Below are 20,990 nucleotides of genomic sequence, written 5' to 3'. Positions count from 1 at the left end.
ACAAGATTAACTCTAAAATTACAGCTCAAAAGCTGCGTCTCGTTGGAGACAATGTAGAAGTTGGTATATACACCAAAGGTGATGCCATGCGGATAGCCAATGAGTTGGAATTGGATTTAGTAGAGATTTCTCCAAATGCCGACCCTCCTGTTTGTAAGGTTATGGATTATAAAAAGTTTCTTTACGAACAAAAGAAACGGGAAAAAGCTTTAAAAGCTAAAGCCAGTAAAGTTACAATCAAGGAAATTCGTTTTGGTCCCCAAACCGATGACCATGATTATGAATTTAAAAAGAAGCATGCAGAAAAGTTCTTAAAAGATGGTGCCAAATTAAAGGCATTCGTATTCTTTAAAGGACGATCAATTGTATTTAAAGAGCAAGGCCAAATTCTACTTTTAAGATTAGCGCAAGATCTTGAGGAATATGGAAAAGTAGAGCAAATGCCTCGTTTGGAGGGTAAACGTATGACTATGTTTATTGCACCTCATAAAAAATAATGATAATTCAAACATTCGAGTTACAAAAAAAGCTGAACTTATGTTCAGCATGACAATAATTAAGCGAAATAATTAAAAACTAGGAAAAGAAAATGCCTAAAATGAAAACAAAATCTAGTGCCAAAAAACGTTTTAAGTTAACGGGTACTGGTAAGATTAAAAGAAAGCACGCTTTTAAGAGTCATATCTTAACAAAGAAATCAAAGAAGCGTAAGCTTGCGTTAACCCATGACACATTAGTGCACAAGGCTGACGAAGATAATATTAAAACCATGTTGCGTTTAAAGTAACACGTTTTTAATCGGTTAAAACAAATTATAAACCCTGGAGTTAGGCTCAATAAAAGTGTCAATTTATAGGCCGCCTACTACAAAAAACATTTAAAATTATGCCAAGATCAGTAAATTCTGTAGCTAAAAGAGCCAGAAGAAAAAAGGTAATAAAACAAGCTAAAGGTTACTTTGGACGTCGTAAAAACGTTTGGACAGTAGCTAAAAATGCGGTTGATAAAGCGATGCAATACTCGTACAGAGACCGTAGAAACAAAAAAAGAACATTCCGTGCTTTGTGGATTACGCGTATTAACGCCGGTGCCAGAGAACATGGTTTATCTTATTCTCAATTCATGGGTAAATTAAAAGCTAATGGTGTTGAATTAAACCGTAAGGTTTTAGCCGATTTAGCTATGAATAACCCAGAGGCTTTTAAAGCTGTAGTAGAGAAAGTAAAATAAGGCGTTCCGCCTATTGTAAAACATATTATTCGCTTAATGAAAAATCCGATTCGAAAGAGTCGGATTTTTTTTTCAAAAATTCATTACTTTTAAAAAGTAATTTTACGTAATTCAAACACCAGTGAATATTAGGAAAAACATATTTTGGTTAACTGATTTTATAAATAGAGGTCAAATAAAGAATCATTTAAATGATATTACTGAAATACAAGAAAATGAAAATACATCTCAACAAATAAGAGACAAACACCTTAACGGATTAGTGAAACACGCCATAGCAACAACACCCTTTTATAAAGGCTATGGTAACTTTAAAAGCTTTCATGAATTTCCCATTATTGATAAAAATATAATACGAAACAATTTTGATTGCTTTACCTCAAAATCGTATTTAAACAAACCTAAATTTACAGTTTCAACAAGCGGATCAACAGGTGTCCCTTTTCGCCTCTATCAAGGCAAGATTAAAAAGCAAAGAAAAACGGCCGATTTAATATATTTTTCAAAAAAAGCGGGTTATACCGTTGGGCACAAATTATATTACCTAGAATCTTGGAGACACCTAGGCAACAACTTATTAAAGTCGTTTATAAAAAACCTACACTATGTAGACATCACTCGTTTTAATAGAATTGAAATCCAAAAGCTCATCAATAAACTTGAAAGAACAACCAAACCACAAAATATTGTTGGTTTGCCTTCAGCTTTTGAAGAAATGTGTAATTACTTGGATGAAATAAATTATTACAAACCGAAAACATGCCGAATAACCTCTATAATATCGGTTTCGGAATTTTTAGATGAAGATTTAAAAAAAAAATTAGAACGTTATTTTGATTCTAAAGTAGTCTCTAGATATTCAAACGAAGAAATGGGCGTTTTAGCACAACAGAACAGGTTTAATGAAGACGAGACTTTCGAAGTAAATTGGGCTAGTTACCATGTAGAAATACTAAAAATTGGGTCTGACGAACCTGCTGACCAAGGCGAACTAGGTCGTATTATTATAACCGATTTATTCAACTACTGCATGCCCATTATTCGATATGATACTGGAGATATTGGAGCTTTTGAAGAAAAAAGCACCTCGAGTGGCTTGCTCAAACTAAAGACTATTGAAGGAAGAAAAATGGACATTCTTTATGATACTGAAGGCAACTTAATATCTCCTCACCTCATAAATACTATTTTTTATAAATATGGGAAACATTTTAAACAGTTTCAATTTATTCAAAATGCTAAAAACCAATACACAGTAAAACTGAACACAAAAACACCTTTTTTTGAAGAAAACAAACTCATTCGTGATATAAAAATTGATTTTGGAGATGATGCAATCATCAATGTCATTTATGTTGACGAAATCCCCACATTGGCATCAGGAAAAAGAAGAAAGGTCGTTAACAATTACATAAAAACAGACTAGAAAAGTTTCTTTAGTCTATTGTTCATAATGTTTTTGGTTCTAACTATATATTTATATACCATGGGAGCGGGGTCATTTAATGCAAATTTAAGAGACGTATTGTTCAAAATAAACTTCCACCTAAAAGCAAACTTAACATCACTCTTTAAACTTTTTACAATCCCTTTCAAATTCAAACAATTTATTGTCTTATACTCTGGCATTGGGAAACTTTGATTCAAACTAGCCAAACAATACAAATAAGGAAAATTAACACCTGCAAGCAAAGAAGCATCTAAAGAGCCCCAAAACCTTGTGTTAATCTCTAATATTTTAAAGGTTTTCTCGTCAATATCATACCTAGTATCCACGTGAGCAACCCCAGACCAATTAAGAGATTTCATTAAGTCAGATATTAATAGATATAGCTTTTCTTCATAAACGAAATCAAAACCCAAAAAAGGAGCAAAAGGGTTATCAGCCTTTAACGATGCTTTTTGAATTGTATAAGCCAAAATAACTCCTGATTTGCACAACACACTGCATCCTATATCATACCCGTTAACATATTCTTGAGCTATGTATTCTCCTCCAAGTAGTTTACTAGCAGTACAAAAAGACTCAAGCTTAAAGGCATCTTTAATTAAGCTTATATTCTTTCCTCCTCCTATTCCCCGGGTAGGCTTTACGATAAATGGAAAATTTAATGTTTGCTTATCCAATTTTTCTAATAAAAAACTTTTAGGGTGAGCTATGCTATTTTCTTCCAAATGTCGCATTAAAAGCCACTTGTCTTTGGCCTTGATGAAATCCTCGATATCTGGCAATAAAACTAGTTTGTTATTGTTTGATATTTTATCTCTATGCCTTATCAAAATTTCAATACCTTTTTCGTATATGGGCATAATAAGGTCAACATTATACTTACTGGATTCAGTATTAATGCTTTTAATCCAATTTTCTTCATTTTCCTCCAGTGGATAATATGACAACTTATGTACAGATCTTGAGTACTTAAGCGGGATATGCCTATTGGTCGACATAACATAAACTTTAAGTTCTTTAATTTGAGACAAACTATTGATTACATATATCAGTAAGTGACTCTCACCATCAGGTATTAAAACAGAAAATGCCATTCAATAATTTTTTAGCAAAAAACAAAAATATACTTTTAAATGAAACGAACGCCTTAAAATATACTGTGTTGATTACCTCGAAACAATAGAATTATGAAATACTGGCATATCATCGATTATAGGCGTGCTTTAACTAAAAAGTTTTAAGCCAGATATAATAATCTTTAAATTGGGGAATGAATTTTCCGATAGAAAAATATTTAATTTTTCAAAAAAAGTCATTGATTAATAGCAGCACTAAAATTATTAACTATTAACTTATTTATTATGAAAAACCACATTTTTAAAAAGTATGTATTCATATTTGGTCTGCTTCTATTGGCTGGTCTTTATGGATGTCAAACAGAACCTTTGGATGCCGAAAACAATCTCAGCACATCTATTAATAGTAGTTCTGTAAAACCAGAGAAAAATTTTGACTTTGAATCTTGTGATGATGCCACTAGCGATCCTGTAAATTTATATGCGGGACAAAATATGTTAGTGGGGCAAGTAACAGTTAGTGAAGACGGCGTTACTTTTGAAATTACAGAGCCAGGGTGGTGTATTAGCGAAACCCATTTATCCGTAGTTGATAGTCAAAGTGATTTTCCAATAAATAGTGGAGGCAACCCTAAAATTGGTAATTTTGAATACCAAATGTCTCACGATTGTGTTCAATCTTACACATATCCTATTGAAGTTGATTCTGGAAGCTACATAGCAGCGCATGCTGTTGTAAATTGTATATCTGATGTTGACAATGAATCATATGAGATAACTTTACCAAGCCAAGTGGGCGTTTGTGTAACTACCAAAGGGGAACCAGATAGCTACTTTGATATAGAAATTGCTCCAGAAAACTCTTTGACAGGAAGTTATGAAGCTTGGTGTTTAGATCAAGATGCTACGCTTAACAATTTAGATTGTTTCACTGGAGATGTTTACTCTTCCTATGGGTCTCTTCCAGATGGAAAATTTGAAAAACCTGAAAACTTTGGTGCTCTTAACTGGTTGATGAATCAAGGTTTTATTGGAACAGAAGCCACACCCGAATTAGGCAATTATACCTTTGGAGATATCCAAATAGCCATATGGAAATTAGTTGATGATAGTGTATGCACAGTTTGTGAATACACAGGATCTTTCAATGATGACAGAGTAGATATGCTAGTTGCTATGGCTATGGAGAACAACGATTTTGTTCCTGAATGTGGTGAAAACTTAGTTATCGTTATAGTACCTAATGATAATAAACAATCTATTTTTATTACAATACCGGTACCTTGTGATGAATGCGAAGAAACTGCTTGGGCAGCCGGATGTGATTTCCCAGGTAATAACTGGGCGACCTATTTCCAATATGAATTATTAGATTAACATTTCTAAATATTATAAAAAAACCGATTCTTTAAGAATCGGTTTTTTTATGCACCAAAAACAGTAACCACTAATTTTCTGCTGCCACCAAAATCTCTATGTTCGCACAAATAAACACCTTGCCAAGTGCCTAAATTTAACCTTCCATTGGTAATTGGTATTTGCACCGAAGCCCCAAGTAAAGAACTTTTAATATGTGCCGGCATATCGTCTGCGCCTTCGTAGGTATGTTTGTAATAAGGGGCGTTTTCAGGCACCATTTTATTAAAATGACTTTCAAAATCCAATCTTACAGTATAATCGGCATTTTCATTAATGGTCAAACTTGCCGAAGTATGTTTTATAAAAACCTGTAATTGGCCTATTTTGATTTCCCTTATTTCAGGGATTTGACTTAAAACTTCATCGGTAATTAAATGAAACCCTCTCGATAATGCCTTTATTTGTATTTCTTTTTGAAAAATTTTCATTGACTTCCTCTTTTTAAATACTATTATGAATGATTTAAAATCCTTCTTCTTTTTGAAAAGTGGATGTATTCCCTAAAAATCATGAATTGAAATAAAATATAAAATATTGAGTTTAGCATCCAAATATCTATGTATGGGTCTGTTGAAAAAACAAGCTCGGTATTTCCCGACAGAAAAATGTAAAAACTGCAGAGCAAATACATTATTAACCCCAATGAAAAACTAAAATAGTGATGAACCCTATCTAAATTTGTATAGATAAAATACAACGCAAAAACGACTAAAAGGAAAGATGTTGAGACAATTTCTAACGCATTAAATTCCCAAAATAGTGATGGCTCATTTATATATGAATATGAAAGTAAACCAAACTCGCAAAAAACTAAAATGAGTATTGCCTTTTTTATTCTTGCTGCTTTAAACAAAGTAAAATACAAGTAGCTAACAAACACAAATTGAAAAATAAAATAGAAGTGCGATAAGAAAAAATTAGAGTTAGGTTTTAAAAATCCAACGATATGGCAAAATATTTCAATAACGCTCAGGGTGACTAAATAAAAGACAAATACACCAGATACCGTTTTTCGCACCTGTTTATTTATAATAAACAAAACCGTATTGGTTATCAAAAACAGTAAACCTATCAAACTGATTGAAAATGCTAATAACATATTTAAATGGGTTAAGTTTTCTGCTTTTTCTTTTTTGCAGCCGGAAACAACACATTATTTAATATTAACCTGTAGCCTGGAGATGTGGGGTGCAAATCAAGTTCGGTTTTGGCATCACCTACCCTGTGTTGATAATCTTCTGGATCATGACCGCCGTAAAACGTAAAAAAGCCTTTTCCTTTAATACCATGAACATATTTAGCCTCTCCATTACTTTTTGTTTCTCCCATGACCAACACATTCGATTTTATTTCATCTCTAGTGAACGATGTAGTTTGCCCCATAAAGCCCTTAACCAAAGCGGTGTGATTTTGACAAAGCATGGTTGGCACAGGGTCCCATTTTGCTGAAAACTCCATAAGTGAGAAATAGTCGGCTGTTTTTGGCACCATACGTTTTCTGGTCATGTCGATAGATGAAAACTCATATACGTTTGGGCTCCTCTCTAAAAGGAAATCTGTAAAAGCAAAGGTTTTTCTATAATCGATTTTGTTTTGATAACCAGGGTCGCTCCCATCTCCATCAAACATTGGTTCACAAATATCAACACCTTCGGCAGAAAGTGCAATATCGAAACTGTCGGTAGCACTGCACATGGCAAACATAAACCCACCCCCAACTACATAGTCCCTTATTTTTAATGCAACCGCCAATTTAGCCTGAGATACTTTATTGTAACCCAGTTTTTGCGCTAAAGCTTCGGCTTCTTTCTTTTCTTCAATATACCATGATGCTGCACGATATTGCGCGTAAAACTTACCATATTGACCGGTAAAATCTTCGTGGTGCAAATGCAGCCAATCGAAAGCTAGCAACCCATCATTTAAAACCTCTTCGTCGTAAACCGTTTCATAAGGTATCTCGGCATATTGCAATACCATGGTTACCGCATCGTCCCAAGGTAATTTTCCACTTGGGGTGTAAACGGCTATTTTGGGTGCTTTTTCCAATACCACAGCTTCCATATTTTGACTAGGGCTGCTAATTTCTTCTAAAATCCCCTCGGCTTTACTATTGGAAATCACTTCAAAAGACACACCTCTAATTTGGCATTCTCTCTGAATATCTGCAGTATCAGGAAGCAAAAAAGAACCGCCTTTATAATTTAAAAGCCATTTTACTTTTAATTGTTTACTTAAAGTCCAATACGTTATTCCGTAAGCTTTCAAATGGTTTTTTTGACCTTCAGCATCCATAGGAATAAGAATGTACGAACCATAAGATTTAATGGAAATAAATAAAAACAGAATGATTATCAATGTCTTTTTCATAGACTGAAAGGTAATCAAATTTTAGAATGGAATGAAAGTCTTGAAGTAAATAATAGCGAACTAAAACTTTCCGAAAAAATCTGTTATATCAAAATAATATGTTTTCTCTTCATTGTTTTTAGTTAGCCTAATACGCAGTATATCATAACTTTTTTCTTTGTCGTGCTCCAATGACTGTTGAACTAAATGCCAGTGCAAGCCTCGCTTACCTTCTTTTGCTTCAACAAACTTATATTCCAGCGGAATACCTTCCATACTACTACTTGCATGAATAATTACAGCTTCTTTTTTTGACAAACCAGAACTTTTTTCGTAGTACGCTTTGGCATTTGAATGGCTTTCATCTTGATTTGCTATTGCTCTTTTTGAACTTCCGCAAGAGCACATTAAAAAGAAAATTATCAAAATTAACCCGTTTTTAAGAGCCCTAATTTCTTTATTCATAATGTTTGAAGGTTAAAACGGCACGTCATTCTCATCGTCATTAAACGAACTACCAAAAGCTTGGTCAGGGCTAGCCTTAAAGTTATCTGATGCGAAATTATCGTCTCCACCTTCATTCATTTTAGAATGGAATTCGAATGGCGAATCGAAATCGTCAAGATTATCAAACTTACCTAAATGTCCTAAGAATTTCAATCGGATATTTTCCAATCCACCATTACGGTGCTTGGCGATTATAAATTCTGCTTGACCCTCTGTTGGAGAGCGTTCTTCGTCATCCCACTCATCAATTTTATAATATTCTGGGCGGTAAATAAAACTCACAATATCGGCATCTTGCTCAATCGCTCCCGATTCACGTAAATCTGACAATAACGGGCGCTTACTTCCTCCACGGGTTTCAACGGCACGCGATAACTGCGAAAGTGCAATTACTGGCACGTTAAGTTCCTTTGCTAAAGCCTTTAAGTTTCTGGAAATCATTGAAATTTCCTGTTCACGGTTACCGGCATGGGCACTTCCTCCCGTCATTAATTGCAGATAATCAATCATGATCAACTTAATACCGTGCTGCGACGATAAACGTCTAGCTTTTGCTCTTAAATCGAAAATGGAAAGCGATGGTGTATCATCAATAAAAAGCGGTGCCTTTTCAAGATCCTTTACTTTTACGTTAAGCTGCTCCCATTCATGCTTTTCTAATTTTCCTGTTCTTAACTTTTCTGAAGACAGCCCTGTTTCACTTGAAATTAAACGCGTAATCAACTGAACCGAGGCCATCTCTAACGAGAAAAAAGCGACCGGAATATTTTGATCAACAGCAATGTTTCGTGCCATCGATAACGTTAATGCGGTTTTACCCATACCCGGACGTGCCGCCACAATAATTAAATCTGAAGGCTGCCAACCCGAGGTTAGTTTATCTAATTTGGTAAACCCCGTTGGAATGCCACTAAGTCCTTCTTTATTTGAGATTTCCTCAATCTTCTTTTTGGCTTGAATAACCAATTCTTGAGCCGTTTCGCTCGATTTTTTTATATTTCCTTGGGTTACTTCGTAAAGTTTGGCCTCTGCTTTATCTAAAAGATCAAAAACATCTTTCGTTTCGTCGTAAGAATCTTCTATTATTTCATTTGAAATTTTTATCAAACTACGTTGAATGAATTTTTGAAGAATAATACGCGCATGAAACTCAATATGAGCCGATGAGGACACTTTTTGGGTTAAAGAAATGAGGTAAAAATCGCCCCCGATGAGTTCGAGTTTTCCATTTTTCTTTAACTGACTAGAAACGGTTAATAAGTCGACCGGTTCACTATTTTCAAATAATTGAAATACAGCCTCGAATATATGCTGATGGGAATCTTTATAAAAGGCGTCTGGACTCAAAATATCGATAACCTCATCTACCCCTTTTTTATCAATCATCATTGCACCCAACACAACTTCTTCTAAATCAACTGCTTGCGGTGGTATTTTTCCTTTCTCAAGACTAATTAGGGTACTTTTATCGACTTTATATCCTTGAAGTTGGTTTGGTTGTTTCATGACTACGAAAGTAATTAAAAAGAAACTGTTTTTTTGATTTCTTTGTATTTTGATTGTCCACAAACAGTTAACATTTTAACTGTTAACAACTTAAAATTATTGTTAATAATCACAAAAAAACCGAAGCTACAAACTTCGGATTTTTATCTTAATGTTTTATTGTGTGATATTATCCCTTAAATACGCCCATTTCGGCATATTTTGACATACGCTGATCTACAAGGTCTTTTGGTGATAACTTTTTTAAATCCTCGTAATTTTTTACAATCGCACTACTAACAGATTTAAAAGTTTTTTCTCGATCTCTATGTGCGCCTCCAAGAGGTTCTTTTATAATGGCATCAACAAGTTTTAGCTTTTTCATGTCGGCAGCTGTAAGCTTTAGCGCTTCAGCCGCTTGTTCTTTATACTCCCAACTATGCCAAAGAATCGAAGAACAAGATTCTGGAGATATAACTGAATACCAAGTATTTTCTAACATCAACACTCTATCTCCTACTCCTATGCCCAAGGCTCCACCAGAAGCACCTTCGCCTATTACAATAGTAATTACCGGTACTTTAAGTCGGGTCATTTCTAAAATATTTCTCGCAATGGCTTCACCTTGACCACGTTCTTCAGCTTCTAAACCAGGATATGCACCAGGTGTGTCGAGAAGTGTAACCACTGGAATTCCAAATTTTTCGGCCGATTTCATTAAACGCAATGCTTTTCTATACCCTTCTGGGTTGGCCATTCCAAAATTTCTATACTGTCTCGTTTTTGTATTGTATCCTTTTTGTTGGCCAATAAACATAAAACTTTGGTCGCCAATTTTACCCAAACCACCAATCATGGCTTTGTCATCTTTAAAGCTTCTGTCGCCATGCAATTCTAAAAAAGAATCGCCACAAATAGCGCGAATATAATCTAAGGTATACGGTCTATCGGGGTGGCGCGACAATTGCACGCGCTGCCATGGTGATAAATTTTTGTATATATCTTTTTGGGTATCGGCTAACTTTATTTCAATCTTTTTGCAGGTTTCGGTAACATCAACATCACTCTCTTCTCCAATTAGCTTACACTTTTGCAATTGCTCTTCGAGATCCTTTATAGGTAGTTCAAATTCTAAATATTCCATAAGAATTTTATTTTGGCTATTAAATTTAGTTCGTGTACAAATATAAAAACTTTAATTCTGTTTACCCTCATATAACTTATTAAGAATGCTTCCTTTTTATCCGTCTATTGGATTTTAAAAAGGCATTTAGCAATACCACGCTCAGTATTATCGATGCACCGAGATAAAATTGCAAACTCATTTTTTCTTTTTCGGGGAATAAAAAGACCGCCATAAATATGCCATACAATGGTTCCAAGTTATATGTAAGCACCACGGTATACGGACTTATTTCCTTCATAACGTAAACCGAAGCAATAAAAGCATATGCAGTACAAACAGATGCTAAAATAAAAAGGTATAAAAAATCGGTTTGACTGATATCAAAAAAAGCTATTGAAAACCCGTCGCCACAGCAAAACAAATACGCAGAAATAAACACTACCCCACTTAAAAACTCATAAAAGGAAATGACCGTAGCCGAATGGCGCTTTAAAAAACTACCATTTAGCACAGCAAATAATGATGATAAAAATGCCGAAAAAACCCCTAAAACAATGCCTAACCAATATTTTATTTCGCTTTGGGTTATTATAAAAACTCCTATAACCACTAAGATGCCGAACAAAATTTCATACCAAATGATGCCGCGTTTATAAATAACGGGCTCAATGATTGACGCAAAAAAAGCACCCGTTGAAAACATAGCCAATGTTATGGAAACATTTGAAACGTCTATAGCTCCAAAAAACGTAATCCAATGTAAAGCTATTATAACGCCAGCTATTGAAAACTTCACCAAAGCTTTTAAATCTATTTTCAACTTTACTTTGGTTAGCCGTATAAAACCAAACATTAAAGCAGCTGCCATAATCATCCTGTACCATACCAAATCAATTGCAGATAACGAAATCAACTCGCCCAAAATAGCTGTAAAGCCGGCTATAAAAACCAAAAAATGAAGATGTAAATAACTTTTTATTTTAGCGCTTGGCATTATATAGCAAGTAAACAGCTAATATACCAAAAAGAACATTTGGAAACCAGACGGCCACCACTGGAGAAAAATCGGATTGCTCGGCCATGACACCAAAAATCTTATCGAAGAACACAAAAACCATGGCAATACAGATACCAACCGCTAAGTTCACCCCCATACCGCCTCTTCGCTTAATTGAAGATACCGCCACAGCAATAATGGTTAAAATAAATACTGAAACCGGCAAACTCCATTTCCGGTACAATACCAATTTAAAACGCCCTACATTTGAAGACCCGCGGGCTTCTTCCTTTTCTATAAATTGTTTTAGTTCGCCATACATTTTGGTTTCTGCGGCATAAATAACAGGAATCAAGTCGTCCACATCAAAATCAAAAAGGGTGTCTTTACGACGTATTATTTCAAGTTTATCTTCATTTTCACCAATATCCCTTTTAACGTAATTGACCAACCTATACAAAGTGTCTTCTTCGATGTATTTGATACTACTTGCCGAAATTTTATATTTCAACTCATTGCCTTCAAAATGCTCTAAAGTAAAATCACTGCCTGTATTGTTTTTAATATTAAAACGGCTTACATAAATAATTTCTTTATCATTAATCTGCCTGTAAACATCGGTATTATCTACAGCACTTTTACCCTTTTTCAAATATTTATAGGTAAAATCATTAAACCCTTCGCTAGCCTTTGGTGCCAAAACCATACCCAAAAGAATAGAAAACAAAGCCACGATTCCTGCTCCTATTAAGTAAGGCCGTAAGAAACGTGTAAAAGACACCCCAGAACTTAAAAATGCAATAACCTCGGTATTATTGGCCAGTTTTGATGTAAACCAAATAACAGAAATAAACAGAAATAGAGGAAAGAGCAGAAAGGTAAAATACACCGTAAAGTCTAAAAAATAAACGAGCACTTCGCCTATAGGCACTTCATTTTCTAATATTTTACCAATTTTTTCGGCAAGATGAACCGTTATCATTATCGGAATAAACAACAACAATAACATGGTAAATGTTAGTAAATAGCGTTTTAATATGTACCAATCAAGTATTTTCATGTATTTACAAACGCTTGTCCATTTGTTTTACCATTTTGTCTTTCCACAGTTTAAAATCTCCCGCTAATATATGTTTTCTGGCTTCACGAACCAACCACAAATAAAAACCTAAATTATGGATGGTTGCTATTTGAGCCCCTAATCTTTCGTTCACCGTAAATAAATGGCGTAAATAGGCTTTAGAGTAATCGGTATCTACAAAAGTAATTCCCATTTCGTCTACGGGTGAAAAATCTTCGGCCCACTTTAAATTTTTTATGTTTATGGTTCCGTTTGCCGTAAACAGCATCCCGTTTCTTGCGTTTCGGGTTGGCATCACACAATCAAACATGTCTACACCTAACGCTATATTTTCTAAAATATTGATTGGCGTGCCCACGCCCATTAAATACCTGGGCTTTTCTTCTGGTAAAATGGAGCATACCACATCGGTCATTGCATACATTTCCTCGGCAGGCTCACCAACCGACAAACCACCTATAGCATTTCCAAAAGCACCTGCATTTGCAATATATTCGGCTGATTGTTTGCGTAAATCTTTATATGTACTCCCTTGAACTATAGGGAAAAAAGCTTGGTTATAACCATATTTTAAGGGTGTTTTTTCAAGATGATTAATGCACCTATCCAACCAACGGTGAGTCATGTGCATAGAACGCTTAGCATAATTGTAATCGCATGGATAGGGTGTGCATTCATCAAAAGCCATAATGATATCGGCTCCGATGGTACGCTGAATTTCCATAACGTTCTCGGGTGTAAAAGTATGGTAGCTACCGTCTATGTGCGATTTAAATTTTACGCCTTCTTCCTTAATTTTTCGGTTAGCCGAAAGTGAATAAACCTGATACCCGCCCGAATCGGTTAAAATATTGCGGTCCCAATTCATGAATTTATGTAGCCCACCCGCTTTTTCCAATATTGGGGTTTGGGGGCGCAGATATAAATGATAGGTATTTCCTAATATAATATCGGGATTAATATCATTTTTCAACTCGCGTTGGTGCACGCCTTTCACCGAAGCTACCGTACCAACAGGCATGAAAATAGGTGTTTCTATCACACCATGATCGGTAGTGATTTTTCCAGCTCTTGCCTTACTTCGGGCATCTGTTCCGTTTAATTCAAACTTCATATCATAATCTATTCGGCGCAAAGATAAATAACTGAAAAATGATAAGTATTGTATTGAAAAGAAAATAATATAGATTTGGCAGCGTTTTTGATAAACATATCAAAATCTAAAAAAACGAACATTATGAGAAATTCAAAAAATGCATTCTTTCTACTGGCAATAGTTTTAATGATCCCAACCGCAATTCTTGCCCAAACTGCAGAGGGCATTGGTTTTAAAGGTGGCTTAAACTATAATGCCAATGGCGATTATTTTGAATCTATTAGCAGCAACTCGAAACATCCCGACCGTAATGTGGGGTATCATCTGGGCATTTTTGGAAAAATTGGCAAAACCCTTTACCTAAGACCAGAGCTTGTTTACACCAGTACTAAAAGTGATTACGATAGTGATACTTTTGAAATGCAGAAACTGGATGCCCCTGTGTTAGTGGGTGCTAAAATTTTAGGTCCGCTGAGTGTGTTTGGAGGCCCATCATTTCAGTATATATTGGATTCTGAATTTGCTGGTATAAATATTAATGATGTAAAAGAAGATTTTTCTGTTGGCCTAAATTTTGGTATCGGGTTGAATTTCAAAAAGCTTGGTGTCGACCTACGCTACGAACGTGGCTTTAGTGATAACGAAGCTACTTTTATAAACAGCAACATGAATACTTACGACAGACTGGACACTCGTCCAGATCAACTCATTTTGAGTTTATCACTATTACTTTAAAATAAGTAAATCACATAACAAAAAAGCCTGCTGATCAGCAGGCTTTTTTGTTATCGATTGTTACTGTGCCTTTCAAATATGGTGTCGTCTAAATAATCACCTATACCGTCGTTGTTGGAGTCTATAATTTTTGCTGTTATTATGGTTATAACGCCATTAACCTCAGAACGGCTTTGAACAAATTCTATTTCACTACCTTCGAAACTCGGTTCTTCCTCGCCTTGGTCCGTATCTATAGTATAGATTATAGTTTTCAATTCATCGCGAGTTGGGATACCATCGCCATCGTCGTCTGTGTCTGAATAATCAGGTATTCCATCTTCATCGGTATCGTCATCAGCCAAGCCTTCTGAAGTTATAAGTTCTTCATTACCATTGACGTCTTCTAAATATGAAGGAATGCCATCACTATCATGATCATTTTGGTCAACGTTTATTAATTCAAATTTAAAAACTAGAGGTGAGTAAGAAGGAATACCTGTATTTGACCCAGAAAAATAAGCCAAACCAGAAGGTAAAATCATAACTCCTAAACCGGTATTATAATAATTTACAGTACCGTCATTGTTTAGCTGATAACTTTCGGCAGTATTAAATTTTGGGATTGATCGAGACCAGCCGGGAATCAAACCCGTTAAATCCAAGGGATTGCTATCTGGTACAAGTTTTGAATCGAAAACAGAACCATCTCGAACTAAGGCCCCTTCATATAAAACCTGAACAGTATCGGCAAAACTAGGAGATTTATCACCTCCACCTTTTCTTATTTCCAATTCAAAGTATTCATAATCAACATCGGCATATCTTGTTGTTTTAGCTACCCCAACAGCTTCTTTTAAAGACACAAAGCCTTCTGGCACATCTTCGTTTGTCCCTAGTTCGACAATTACAATATTTTCTATTCCAGCATCCAAGCCTATATCTTCCAATTCTCCCAAATTGATATAATGATCATCTAAATACTTATCAATAGAATCCATATCGGCTTCTTGCTGCTCAGCACGGTCTCTAATTTCAATTACAGGTATTTCTACACCATCGTCATCCTTTTTACAAGATGCAAACCCTAAAACCGTACATATAAGAATTGCACTTATTTTCTTTATATTCATTACAAACATTTTTTTTCTGAAAAGTCTCAAAATATCAATTCTATAATTTTAGAATCAATTTCAAAATAAAAGAGTCTTTAATATTCCTTATTTTTGAGGCTGCAAGATACAATTTTAATGACATCTTGCGCAAAAACATTAACGTAGTTTTATTAATAATTGTATGCGTGTAGACAAGTATTTATGGTGTATTAGATATTACAAAACAAGGAGTATTGCTACAACGGCATGTAAAAAGGGGCATGTAAAGGTAAATGGCGATGTTGCCAAACCCAGCAGGGAGGTTTACCCTCAAGACCATATTGAATTGAGGAAAGACCAAATAAACTACCAACTTAAGGTAAACGATATTCCACAAAGCCGGGTGGGTGCTAAATTGGTTGATATCTATCGTGTTGACACCACTCCAAAAGAGCAATTTGAGGCCAGTGAGCTATTAAAATATTCGAAAGACTATTACAGAAAAAAGGGCACCGGAAGACCAACAAAAAAAGATAGGCGCGACATTGACAATTATACTAACGAAAATGAGTAATTTTATACTTTAATTTTTTACAGAATCTCATGGCGGTTAACAATAACGTGATTTTAAACCACACCGAAATAAAAAACAAAATACGTCGTATTGCTTTTCAGATATACGAAAGTAATGTTAATGAAAAGGAAATTGTATTGGCCGGTATAGACAAAAACGGTTATATTTTTGCAAAAAAACTGAAATCTGCACTACAGAAGATATCTGATATTGACGTTTTGCTTTGTAAGGTACAAATGGACAAAAAAAATCCTTGGGAAACCATTACCACCTCAATACCTCCAAAAGATTACACTAACAAATCAATTGTTCTCGTTGACGACGTTTTAAATTCTGGCACCACACTAATTTACGGTGTAAAACATTTTTTAAACGTACCATTAAAACAATTTAAAACGGCCGTATTAGTTAATCGGAATCATAAAAAATACCCTATAAAAGCCGATTTTAAGGGTATTTCGTTATCAACATCTTTGCACGAGCATGTTCAAATTGTTATGGAAGGAAAGACTTTTGAAGCGGTTTTAGAATAATTTATCCAACACATCATCCATAACCTCGTCTTTGGTTTTACCATCTATGCTTACGTGAACTTCAGCTTGGCCGTAAAACGGCAATCTTTCAAATAAATGTTTACCAATAAATTCGGTCATTTCATCCAAAGTTTCAATATGGGCAATTAACGGGCGCTTTGCCTTTTTTCCCATTAACTTGTTGGCTAATGTGGGCAACGTAGCCGTTAAATATATACTAGTAACATGCTCTGAACCAAGTATAAGCTCCATATTTCCAGTGTAGCAAGGCGTACCACCACCAACAGCTAAAACCGAATCTTTATTTTTTTTGAGCAACTTCTTTAAATAATGGGCTTCTTGTTTTCTAAAATATACTTCACCCTTTTTTTTAAATATCTTACTAACGGACATACCCTCCTTTTCTTCTATATAATCATCCAGATCAATAAATTTATAATTTAATTTATCGGCTAATTTTTTTCCAATTGACGACTTTCCCGAAGCCATATATCCAATTAATACAATGGTCATTTTTTTGTTAAATATTGATTATTAAAAACATATCTATTTGCAGGACAAAAAAACAAAAATTTATTCTAAAAAAGGCTTGTTTAATTAAAAATAGGTTTTATATTTGCACCCGCAAACGGCACTACAATAGCGCTAGCAAAATTAAAGACCGGGTAGCTCAGTTGGTAGAGCATCTCCCTTTTAAGGAGAGGGTCCTGGGTTCGAGCCCCAGCCCGGTCACAAAAAAGTTAAGCAAAATTGCTTAACTTTTTTTATTTTTAAACACTTCTAAAAAGCGCACGTGGCGGAATTGGTAGACGCGCTGGCTTGAGGGGCCAGTATCCGTTTAGGATGTGGAAGTTCGAATCTTCTCGTGCGCACTTTTAAAACCCTTAAGATTACTACATTAACTATTTCAAAACTTGGTTTTTAAAACCTTTTTTTTAACCAACCTTTAATTATCTCGATAATTATACTTAATTTTGTTTAACTTAAAACAAGTATCGATGAACAATATTAAGGTAAATTTCAGCATAAAAGATTTGGAAAACCTCAGCGGAATTAAAGCCCACACGATACGCATCTGGGAAAAACGCTACCAACTCCTAACACCAGACAGAACAGATACCAACATTAGAACCTACAACTTAGGTAGTCTCCAAAAGCTTCTCAATATTTCATATTTAAACAACAACGGGCTAAAAATTTCTAAAATTGCCGATTTAGACGACAACGAAATTCCAATAAAAGTAAGAGAAATAGCCTCTCGGGCAAAAGTTGAAGACCATGCCATAAACGCTCTTAAAATGGCGATGATAAATTTCGACCAAGTTTTGTTTTACAGTACTTATAACAACCTATTGGAAAATAAAAGCTTCAGCGAAATTTTCTACAGTGTGTTTCTTCCATTGCTCAATGAAATCGGTCTATTATGGCAAACCGACACCATCACACCGGCACACGAACATTTCCTATCGGTACATATAAAACAAAAAATACTCTTAAATATTGAAAGGCTTCAAATTTTAGAGCCGCGACCAGATTCAAAGACAATTGTTCTTTTTTTACCAGAAAACGAAATCCACGACATTGGCCTTTTGTTTATCAATTATCAATTACGAAGTAAAGGTTACCACACTATTTTTCTTGGTGAAAGTGTTCCAATGGACAGCTTAAAAGGTGTTCTTGAGTTTTTTGATGACATTACTTTTATATCTTATTTTACCGTCTATCCTGAAACGAAAGACATTTTAGACTACATTGAAAACTTTGATGACCTTCTCTTAAAAAAAGACACTACTAGCCTTTTATTACTCGGAAAGAAGCTAAACAATAGTGATATTGATTTTCAACGCATACCAAAAAAGGTCAGCATCTTTAATTCTATAGAAAATTTAGTTAAAACATTTTGATTTTTTTATTGTTTAACTTTTTTATATATTTGTTAAACAATGAAAACATCTGTCAATATATTAGGTTCTGGCTTTTCTTCTTTGGCTGCTTCCTGCTACCTAGCACAAGCCGGTTTTGAAGTTACCATATTTGAAAAAAACACCACTATTGGAGGTCGTGCAAGGCAACTAAAGAAGGAAGGCTTTACTTTTGATATCGGGCCAACTTGGTATTGGATGCCCGATGTGTTTGAACGTTTTTTTTCCGATTTTAATAAAAAACCTTCAGATTACTACACTTTAGAAAAATTAAGCCCAGCATACAGCGTATACTTTGCCGAGAATGATTTTATCACGATTGAAGATACCATTGAAAAAATAGCCAAGGTATTTGAAAAGGAAGAACCCGGAAGTTCAAAAAAACTTTACAAATTTATTGATGAAGCCAAAAGCAACTATAATATCGCCATTAAAGACCTGGTTTACAATCCCGGGGTCTCTCCTTTGGAACTCATTACTCCTTCAACATTTAAAAAAATAAACCAGTTTTTTAGCACTATTAAAAAGGATGTCAGAAAAGCGTTTAAAAATGAGCGGTTGGTACAAATATTAGAGTTTCCCGTATTGTTTTTAGGCGCAAAACCTAGCGATACGCCCTCCTTTTACAGTTTTATGAATTATGCCGATTTTGGCTTAGGTACATTTCACCCTAAAAAAGGCATGTACCAAGTTATTTTGGCCTTAGAAAAACTGGCAAAAAGCTTAGGCGTAAAGATAAAAACCGAAAGCCCTGTAGATAAAATTATTGTAGAAAATGGTAAGGCTGTTGGAATTATATCAAATGGTGAAAAGCACTTTTCTGATGTCACGGTAAGCGGCGCAGACTATCACCATACAGAAACTTTGTTAGACAAAAACTTCAGGCAATACTCGGAAGCCTATTGGGAAAAGAAAACATTCGCTCCCTCCTCGCTTCTATTCTATGTTGGATTTAACAAAAAAATAGAAAATGTTAATCATCACACTCTATTTTTCGATGTAGATTTTGATGTACATGCTGAAGCCATATACGACAATCCCAAATGGCCTAAAAATCCTTTGTTTTATGCAAGTTTTCCGAGCATTACAGATAATAACGCTGCACCTGAAGGGAAAGAAGCCGGCATATTTTTAATTCCACTTGCCCCAGGATTGAACGACACACCAGAATTGCGAGAAGCCTATTTCGATAAAATTATTACCCGTTTTGAAAAGTTAACATCGCAGAATATCAAAAATTATGTTATTTTTAAAGAAAGCTTTTGCGTAAACGATTTTATAAAAGATTACAACTCATATAAGGGCAATGCTTACGGAATGGCCAATACCCTAATGCAAACCGCTTTTTTAAGACCCAAATTAAAAAGCAAACTCGTAGAGAATTTATTCTTTACAGGGCAACTAACTGTTCCAGGGCCCGGTGTTCCTCCTTCGTTGATTTCAGGGAAACTGGTAGCCGATTTAGTAACTAAAACCCACCCTATTTTAGTATGAAAGCACTATTCGACACCGTTTCGTACCAATCAAGCAAGTTGGTCACCAAAGCTTACAGCACCTCGTTTTCATTAGCGACAAAAATGCTATATAAAAATATAAGGAACGATATTTACAACATTTATGGCTTTGTTCGCTTTGCTGATGAAATAGTCGATTCTTTTCACGACTATCCAAAAGAAATGCTATTTAATAGATTTTCTGAAGATTTAGAGTTGGCCCTCGAAAATAAAATTAGCCTCAACCCTATACTTAATGCTTTTCAGCACACCTATCATAAATATGGTATAGACAAAGAATTGGTTGATGCCTTTATGAAAAGTATGCGCCAAGACCTGTACAAATCAAACTATTTAACAGATGAGGAATACAAGGCTTACATCTACGGCTCGGCCGATGTCGTGGGGCTCATGTGCTTAAAAGTCTTCGTTAAGGGCAATCAACAAAAGTATGACGATTTAAAAGAAACTGCTATGGCTTTGGGTTCGGCGTTTCAAAAAGTTAATTTTCTAAGGGATTTAAAAGCGGACTTTGAAGGTTTAGAAAGAACGTATTTTCCGAATACCGATTTAAAAAACTTAGACGAAACTTCAAAATTAGAAATCATTGAAGATATAGAAACCGATTTCAAAAAAGGACTTAGCGGTATAAAAAAACTGCCCATTGAAGCCAAATTTGGAGTTTTCATGGCTTATCGATACTACAATCAATTGCTAAAAAAATTAAAAAGAACACCCGCCTTAAACATTAAAGATTCGAGAATACGCGTATCTAACCCCAAAAAAATTGAGCTTTTAATGCGCAGTTATGTAAAATATCAATTAAATTTATTGTAAATTATAA

22 protein-coding genes and 2 tRNA genes are annotated in these 20,990 nt (G+C 34.9%); 13 read left to right on the top strand and 11 right to left on the bottom strand.

What is annotated here, in order from left to right:
• The first annotated feature begins 5 nt into the window (after positions 1 to 5).
• The 4 genes from infC to GSB9_02975 all read left to right on the top strand — a co-directional run bounded on the left by infC (position 6) and on the right by GSB9_02975 (position 2,656).
• A complete protein-coding gene (gene infC / locus GSB9_02978; GenBank protein ID UKM66394.2) occupies positions 6 to 497 on the top strand; it encodes a translation initiation factor IF-3 in 492 nt (163 codons plus the stop codon).
• Positions 498 to 589: 92 nt separating this feature from the next.
• Complete coding sequence (gene rpmI, locus GSB9_02977; GenBank protein ID UKM66393.1) at positions 590 to 787, top strand: 50S ribosomal protein L35; 198 nt, start codon at positions 590 to 592, stop codon at positions 785 to 787.
• 98 nt (positions 788 to 885) lie between these two features.
• Positions 886 to 1,230, top strand: a complete 345-nt coding sequence (gene rplT / locus GSB9_02976; protein UKM66392.1) for a 50S ribosomal protein L20 — start codon at positions 886 to 888, stop codon at positions 1,228 to 1,230.
• 121 nt (positions 1,231 to 1,351) lie between these two features.
• Positions 1,352 to 2,656, top strand: a complete 1,305-nt coding sequence (locus GSB9_02975) for a CoF synthetase (protein ID UKM66391.1) — start codon at positions 1,352 to 1,354, stop codon at positions 2,654 to 2,656.
• Here GSB9_02975 and GSB9_02974 read toward each other — a convergent pair.
• Complete coding sequence (locus GSB9_02974; protein ID UKM66390.1) at positions 2,653 to 3,774, bottom strand: ATP-grasp domain-containing protein; 1,122 nt, start codon at positions 3,772 to 3,774, stop codon at positions 2,653 to 2,655. The genes GSB9_02975 and GSB9_02974 overlap by 4 nt on opposite strands.
• 267 nt (positions 3,775 to 4,041) lie before the next feature.
• On the opposite strand from GSB9_02974, the gene GSB9_02973 reads away from it, so the two are divergent.
• A complete protein-coding gene (locus GSB9_02973; GenBank protein UKM66389.1) occupies positions 4,042 to 5,133 on the top strand; it encodes a hypothetical protein in 1,092 nt (363 codons plus the stop codon).
• A gap of 47 nt (positions 5,134 to 5,180) precedes the next feature.
• On the opposite strand, the gene GSB9_02972 is transcribed toward GSB9_02973, so the two are convergent.
• From GSB9_02972 to tgt, 8 genes are all read right to left on the bottom strand, one after another.
• Positions 5,181 to 5,603, bottom strand: a complete 423-nt coding sequence (locus GSB9_02972) for a secondary thiamine-phosphate synthase enzyme YjbQ (protein UKM66388.1) — start codon at positions 5,601 to 5,603, stop codon at positions 5,181 to 5,183.
• A 682-nt stretch (positions 5,604 to 6,285) separates the two neighbouring features.
• A complete protein-coding gene (locus GSB9_02970) occupies positions 6,286 to 7,545 on the bottom strand; it encodes an asparagine synthetase B (protein UKM66386.2) in 1,260 nt (419 codons plus the stop codon).
• A gap of 60 nt (positions 7,546 to 7,605) precedes the next feature.
• Positions 7,606 to 7,989 (bottom strand): hypothetical protein, encoded by a 384-nt coding sequence (locus tag GSB9_02969; protein UKM66385.1) that lies wholly within the window; start codon positions 7,987 to 7,989, stop codon positions 7,606 to 7,608.
• 12 nt (positions 7,990 to 8,001) lie between these two features.
• Positions 8,002 to 9,537, bottom strand: a complete 1,536-nt coding sequence (gene dnaB, locus GSB9_02968; GenBank protein ID UKM66384.1) for a replicative DNA helicase — start codon at positions 9,535 to 9,537, stop codon at positions 8,002 to 8,004.
• Between the two features lie 169 nt (positions 9,538 to 9,706).
• Positions 9,707 to 10,660, bottom strand: coding sequence for an acetyl-CoA carboxylase carboxyltransferase subunit alpha (locus GSB9_02967; GenBank protein ID UKM66383.1), 954 nt, complete (start codon positions 10,658 to 10,660; stop codon positions 9,707 to 9,709).
• Positions 10,661 to 10,739: 79 nt separating this feature from the next.
• A complete protein-coding gene (locus GSB9_02966) occupies positions 10,740 to 11,636 on the bottom strand; it encodes a DMT family transporter (GenBank protein ID UKM66382.1) in 897 nt (298 codons plus the stop codon).
• Complete coding sequence (locus tag GSB9_02965) at positions 11,623 to 12,699, bottom strand: LptF/LptG family permease (GenBank protein UKM66381.1); 1,077 nt, start codon at positions 12,697 to 12,699, stop codon at positions 11,623 to 11,625. The genes GSB9_02966 and GSB9_02965 overlap by 14 nt, the downstream gene beginning before the upstream one ends.
• 4 nt (positions 12,700 to 12,703) lie before the next feature.
• The gene (tgt, locus tag GSB9_02964; GenBank protein ID UKM66380.1) at positions 12,704 to 13,834 is read right to left on the bottom strand and encodes a tRNA guanosine(34) transglycosylase Tgt; all 1,131 of its coding nucleotides are present in this window, start codon (positions 13,832 to 13,834) and stop codon (positions 12,704 to 12,706) included.
• A gap of 123 nt (positions 13,835 to 13,957) precedes the next feature.
• Between tgt and GSB9_02963 the strand changes: the two genes are divergently transcribed.
• Positions 13,958 to 14,551, top strand: a complete 594-nt coding sequence (locus tag GSB9_02963; GenBank protein ID UKM66379.1) for a PorT family protein — start codon at positions 13,958 to 13,960, stop codon at positions 14,549 to 14,551.
• 50 nt (positions 14,552 to 14,601) lie between these two features.
• Here GSB9_02963 and GSB9_02962 read toward each other — a convergent pair whose 3' ends face one another.
• Positions 14,602 to 15,663, bottom strand: coding sequence for a hypothetical protein (locus tag GSB9_02962; GenBank protein ID UKM66378.1), 1,062 nt, complete (start codon positions 15,661 to 15,663; stop codon positions 14,602 to 14,604).
• 163 nt (positions 15,664 to 15,826) lie between these two features.
• Here GSB9_02962 and GSB9_02961 point away from each other — a divergent pair, with 163 nt between their 5' ends.
• Together GSB9_02961 and GSB9_02960 are read left to right on the top strand one after the other, a co-directional pair.
• Entirely contained in the window at positions 15,827 to 16,198 is a 372-nt protein-coding gene (locus GSB9_02961; GenBank protein UKM66377.1) for an RNA-binding S4 domain-containing protein, read from the top strand.
• Positions 16,199 to 16,227: 29 nt separating this feature from the next.
• A complete protein-coding gene (locus GSB9_02960) occupies positions 16,228 to 16,731 on the top strand; it encodes a phosphoribosyltransferase (protein UKM66376.1) in 504 nt (167 codons plus the stop codon).
• On the opposite strand, the gene GSB9_02959 is transcribed toward GSB9_02960, so the two are convergent.
• Positions 16,723 to 17,244, bottom strand: coding sequence for a shikimate kinase (locus tag GSB9_02959; GenBank protein UKM66375.1), 522 nt, complete (start codon positions 17,242 to 17,244; stop codon positions 16,723 to 16,725). The two genes, GSB9_02960 and GSB9_02959, sit on opposite strands and share 9 nt — an antisense overlap.
• A gap of 146 nt (positions 17,245 to 17,390) precedes the next feature.
• On the opposite strand from GSB9_02959, the gene GSB9_02958 reads away from it, so the two are divergent.
• The 5 genes from GSB9_02958 to GSB9_02954 all read left to right on the top strand — a co-directional run bounded on the left by GSB9_02958 (position 17,391) and on the right by GSB9_02954 (position 20,983).
• Positions 17,391 to 17,463: transfer RNA gene (locus GSB9_02958), tRNA-Lys, on the top strand.
• A 55-nt stretch (positions 17,464 to 17,518) separates the two neighbouring features.
• Positions 17,519 to 17,603, top strand: a tRNA-Leu gene (locus tag GSB9_02957).
• 126 nt (positions 17,604 to 17,729) lie between these two features.
• Positions 17,730 to 18,635 carry a MerR family transcriptional regulator gene (locus GSB9_02956; GenBank protein UKM66374.1) on the top strand — a complete coding sequence of 302 codons (906 nt, stop codon included), beginning with the start codon at positions 17,730 to 17,732 and terminating at the stop codon, positions 18,633 to 18,635.
• Positions 18,636 to 18,674: 39 nt separating this feature from the next.
• A complete protein-coding gene (gene crtI / locus GSB9_02955) occupies positions 18,675 to 20,147 on the top strand; it encodes a phytoene desaturase family protein (protein UKM66373.1) in 1,473 nt (490 codons plus the stop codon).
• Positions 20,144 to 20,983 carry a phytoene/squalene synthase family protein gene (locus tag GSB9_02954; GenBank protein ID UKM66372.1) on the top strand — a complete coding sequence of 280 codons (840 nt, stop codon included), beginning with the start codon at positions 20,144 to 20,146 and terminating at the stop codon, positions 20,981 to 20,983. Before crtI ends, GSB9_02954 begins: the two co-directional genes overlap by 4 nt.
• Positions 20,984 to 20,990: the final 7 nt, after the last annotated feature.

It is taken from the genome of Flavobacteriaceae bacterium GSB9 (assembly GCA_022749295.1).
GTDB lineage: Bacteria > Bacteroidota > Bacteroidia > Flavobacteriales > Flavobacteriaceae > Flavisericum.
Note: the sequence above shows the minus strand (reverse complement) of the source record. Positions and strands in the feature narration are given on the sequence as shown.

Excerpts from the sequence above, each read along its gene's own strand:
- rpmI (UKM66393.1), top strand. The coding sequence starts at position 590 with ATGCCTAAAATGAAAACAAAATCTAGTGCCAAAAAACGTTTTAAGTTA.
- rplT (UKM66392.1), top strand. The coding sequence starts at position 886 with ATGCCAAGATCAGTAAATTCTGTAGCTAAAAGAGCCAGAAGAAAAAAG.
- GSB9_02974 (UKM66390.1), bottom strand. The coding sequence starts at position 3,774 with ATGGCATTTTCTGTTTTAATACCTGATGGTGAGAGTCACTTACTGATA.
- GSB9_02973 (UKM66389.1), top strand. The coding sequence starts at position 4,042 with ATGAAAAACCACATTTTTAAAAAGTATGTATTCATATTTGGTCTGCTT.
- GSB9_02972 (UKM66388.1), bottom strand. The coding sequence starts at position 5,603 with ATGAAAATTTTTCAAAAAGAAATACAAATAAAGGCATTATCGAGAGGG.
- GSB9_02970 (UKM66386.2), bottom strand. The coding sequence starts at position 7,545 with ATGAAAAAGACATTGATAATCATTCTGTTTTTATTTATTTCCATTAAA.
- GSB9_02969 (UKM66385.1), bottom strand. The coding sequence starts at position 7,989 with ATGAATAAAGAAATTAGGGCTCTTAAAAACGGGTTAATTTTGATAATT.
- dnaB (UKM66384.1), bottom strand. The coding sequence starts at position 9,537 with ATGAAACAACCAAACCAACTTCAAGGATATAAAGTCGATAAAAGTACC.
- GSB9_02967 (UKM66383.1), bottom strand. The coding sequence starts at position 10,660 with ATGGAATATTTAGAATTTGAACTACCTATAAAGGATCTCGAAGAGCAA.
- GSB9_02966 (UKM66382.1), bottom strand. The coding sequence starts at position 11,636 with ATGCCAAGCGCTAAAATAAAAAGTTATTTACATCTTCATTTTTTGGTT.
- GSB9_02965 (UKM66381.1), bottom strand. The coding sequence starts at position 12,699 with ATGAAAATACTTGATTGGTACATATTAAAACGCTATTTACTAACATTT.
- tgt (UKM66380.1), bottom strand. The coding sequence starts at position 13,834 with ATGAAGTTTGAATTAAACGGAACAGATGCCCGAAGTAAGGCAAGAGCT.
- GSB9_02963 (UKM66379.1), top strand. The coding sequence starts at position 13,958 with ATGAGAAATTCAAAAAATGCATTCTTTCTACTGGCAATAGTTTTAATG.
- GSB9_02962 (UKM66378.1), bottom strand. The coding sequence starts at position 15,663 with ATGAATATAAAGAAAATAAGTGCAATTCTTATATGTACGGTTTTAGGG.
- GSB9_02961 (UKM66377.1), top strand. The coding sequence starts at position 15,827 with ATGCGTGTAGACAAGTATTTATGGTGTATTAGATATTACAAAACAAGG.
- GSB9_02960 (UKM66376.1), top strand. The coding sequence starts at position 16,228 with ATGGCGGTTAACAATAACGTGATTTTAAACCACACCGAAATAAAAAAC.
- GSB9_02959 (UKM66375.1), bottom strand. The coding sequence starts at position 17,244 with ATGACCATTGTATTAATTGGATATATGGCTTCGGGAAAGTCGTCAATT.
- GSB9_02956 (UKM66374.1), top strand. The coding sequence starts at position 17,730 with ATGAACAATATTAAGGTAAATTTCAGCATAAAAGATTTGGAAAACCTC.
- crtI (UKM66373.1), top strand. The coding sequence starts at position 18,675 with ATGAAAACATCTGTCAATATATTAGGTTCTGGCTTTTCTTCTTTGGCT.
- GSB9_02954 (UKM66372.1), top strand. The coding sequence starts at position 20,144 with ATGAAAGCACTATTCGACACCGTTTCGTACCAATCAAGCAAGTTGGTC.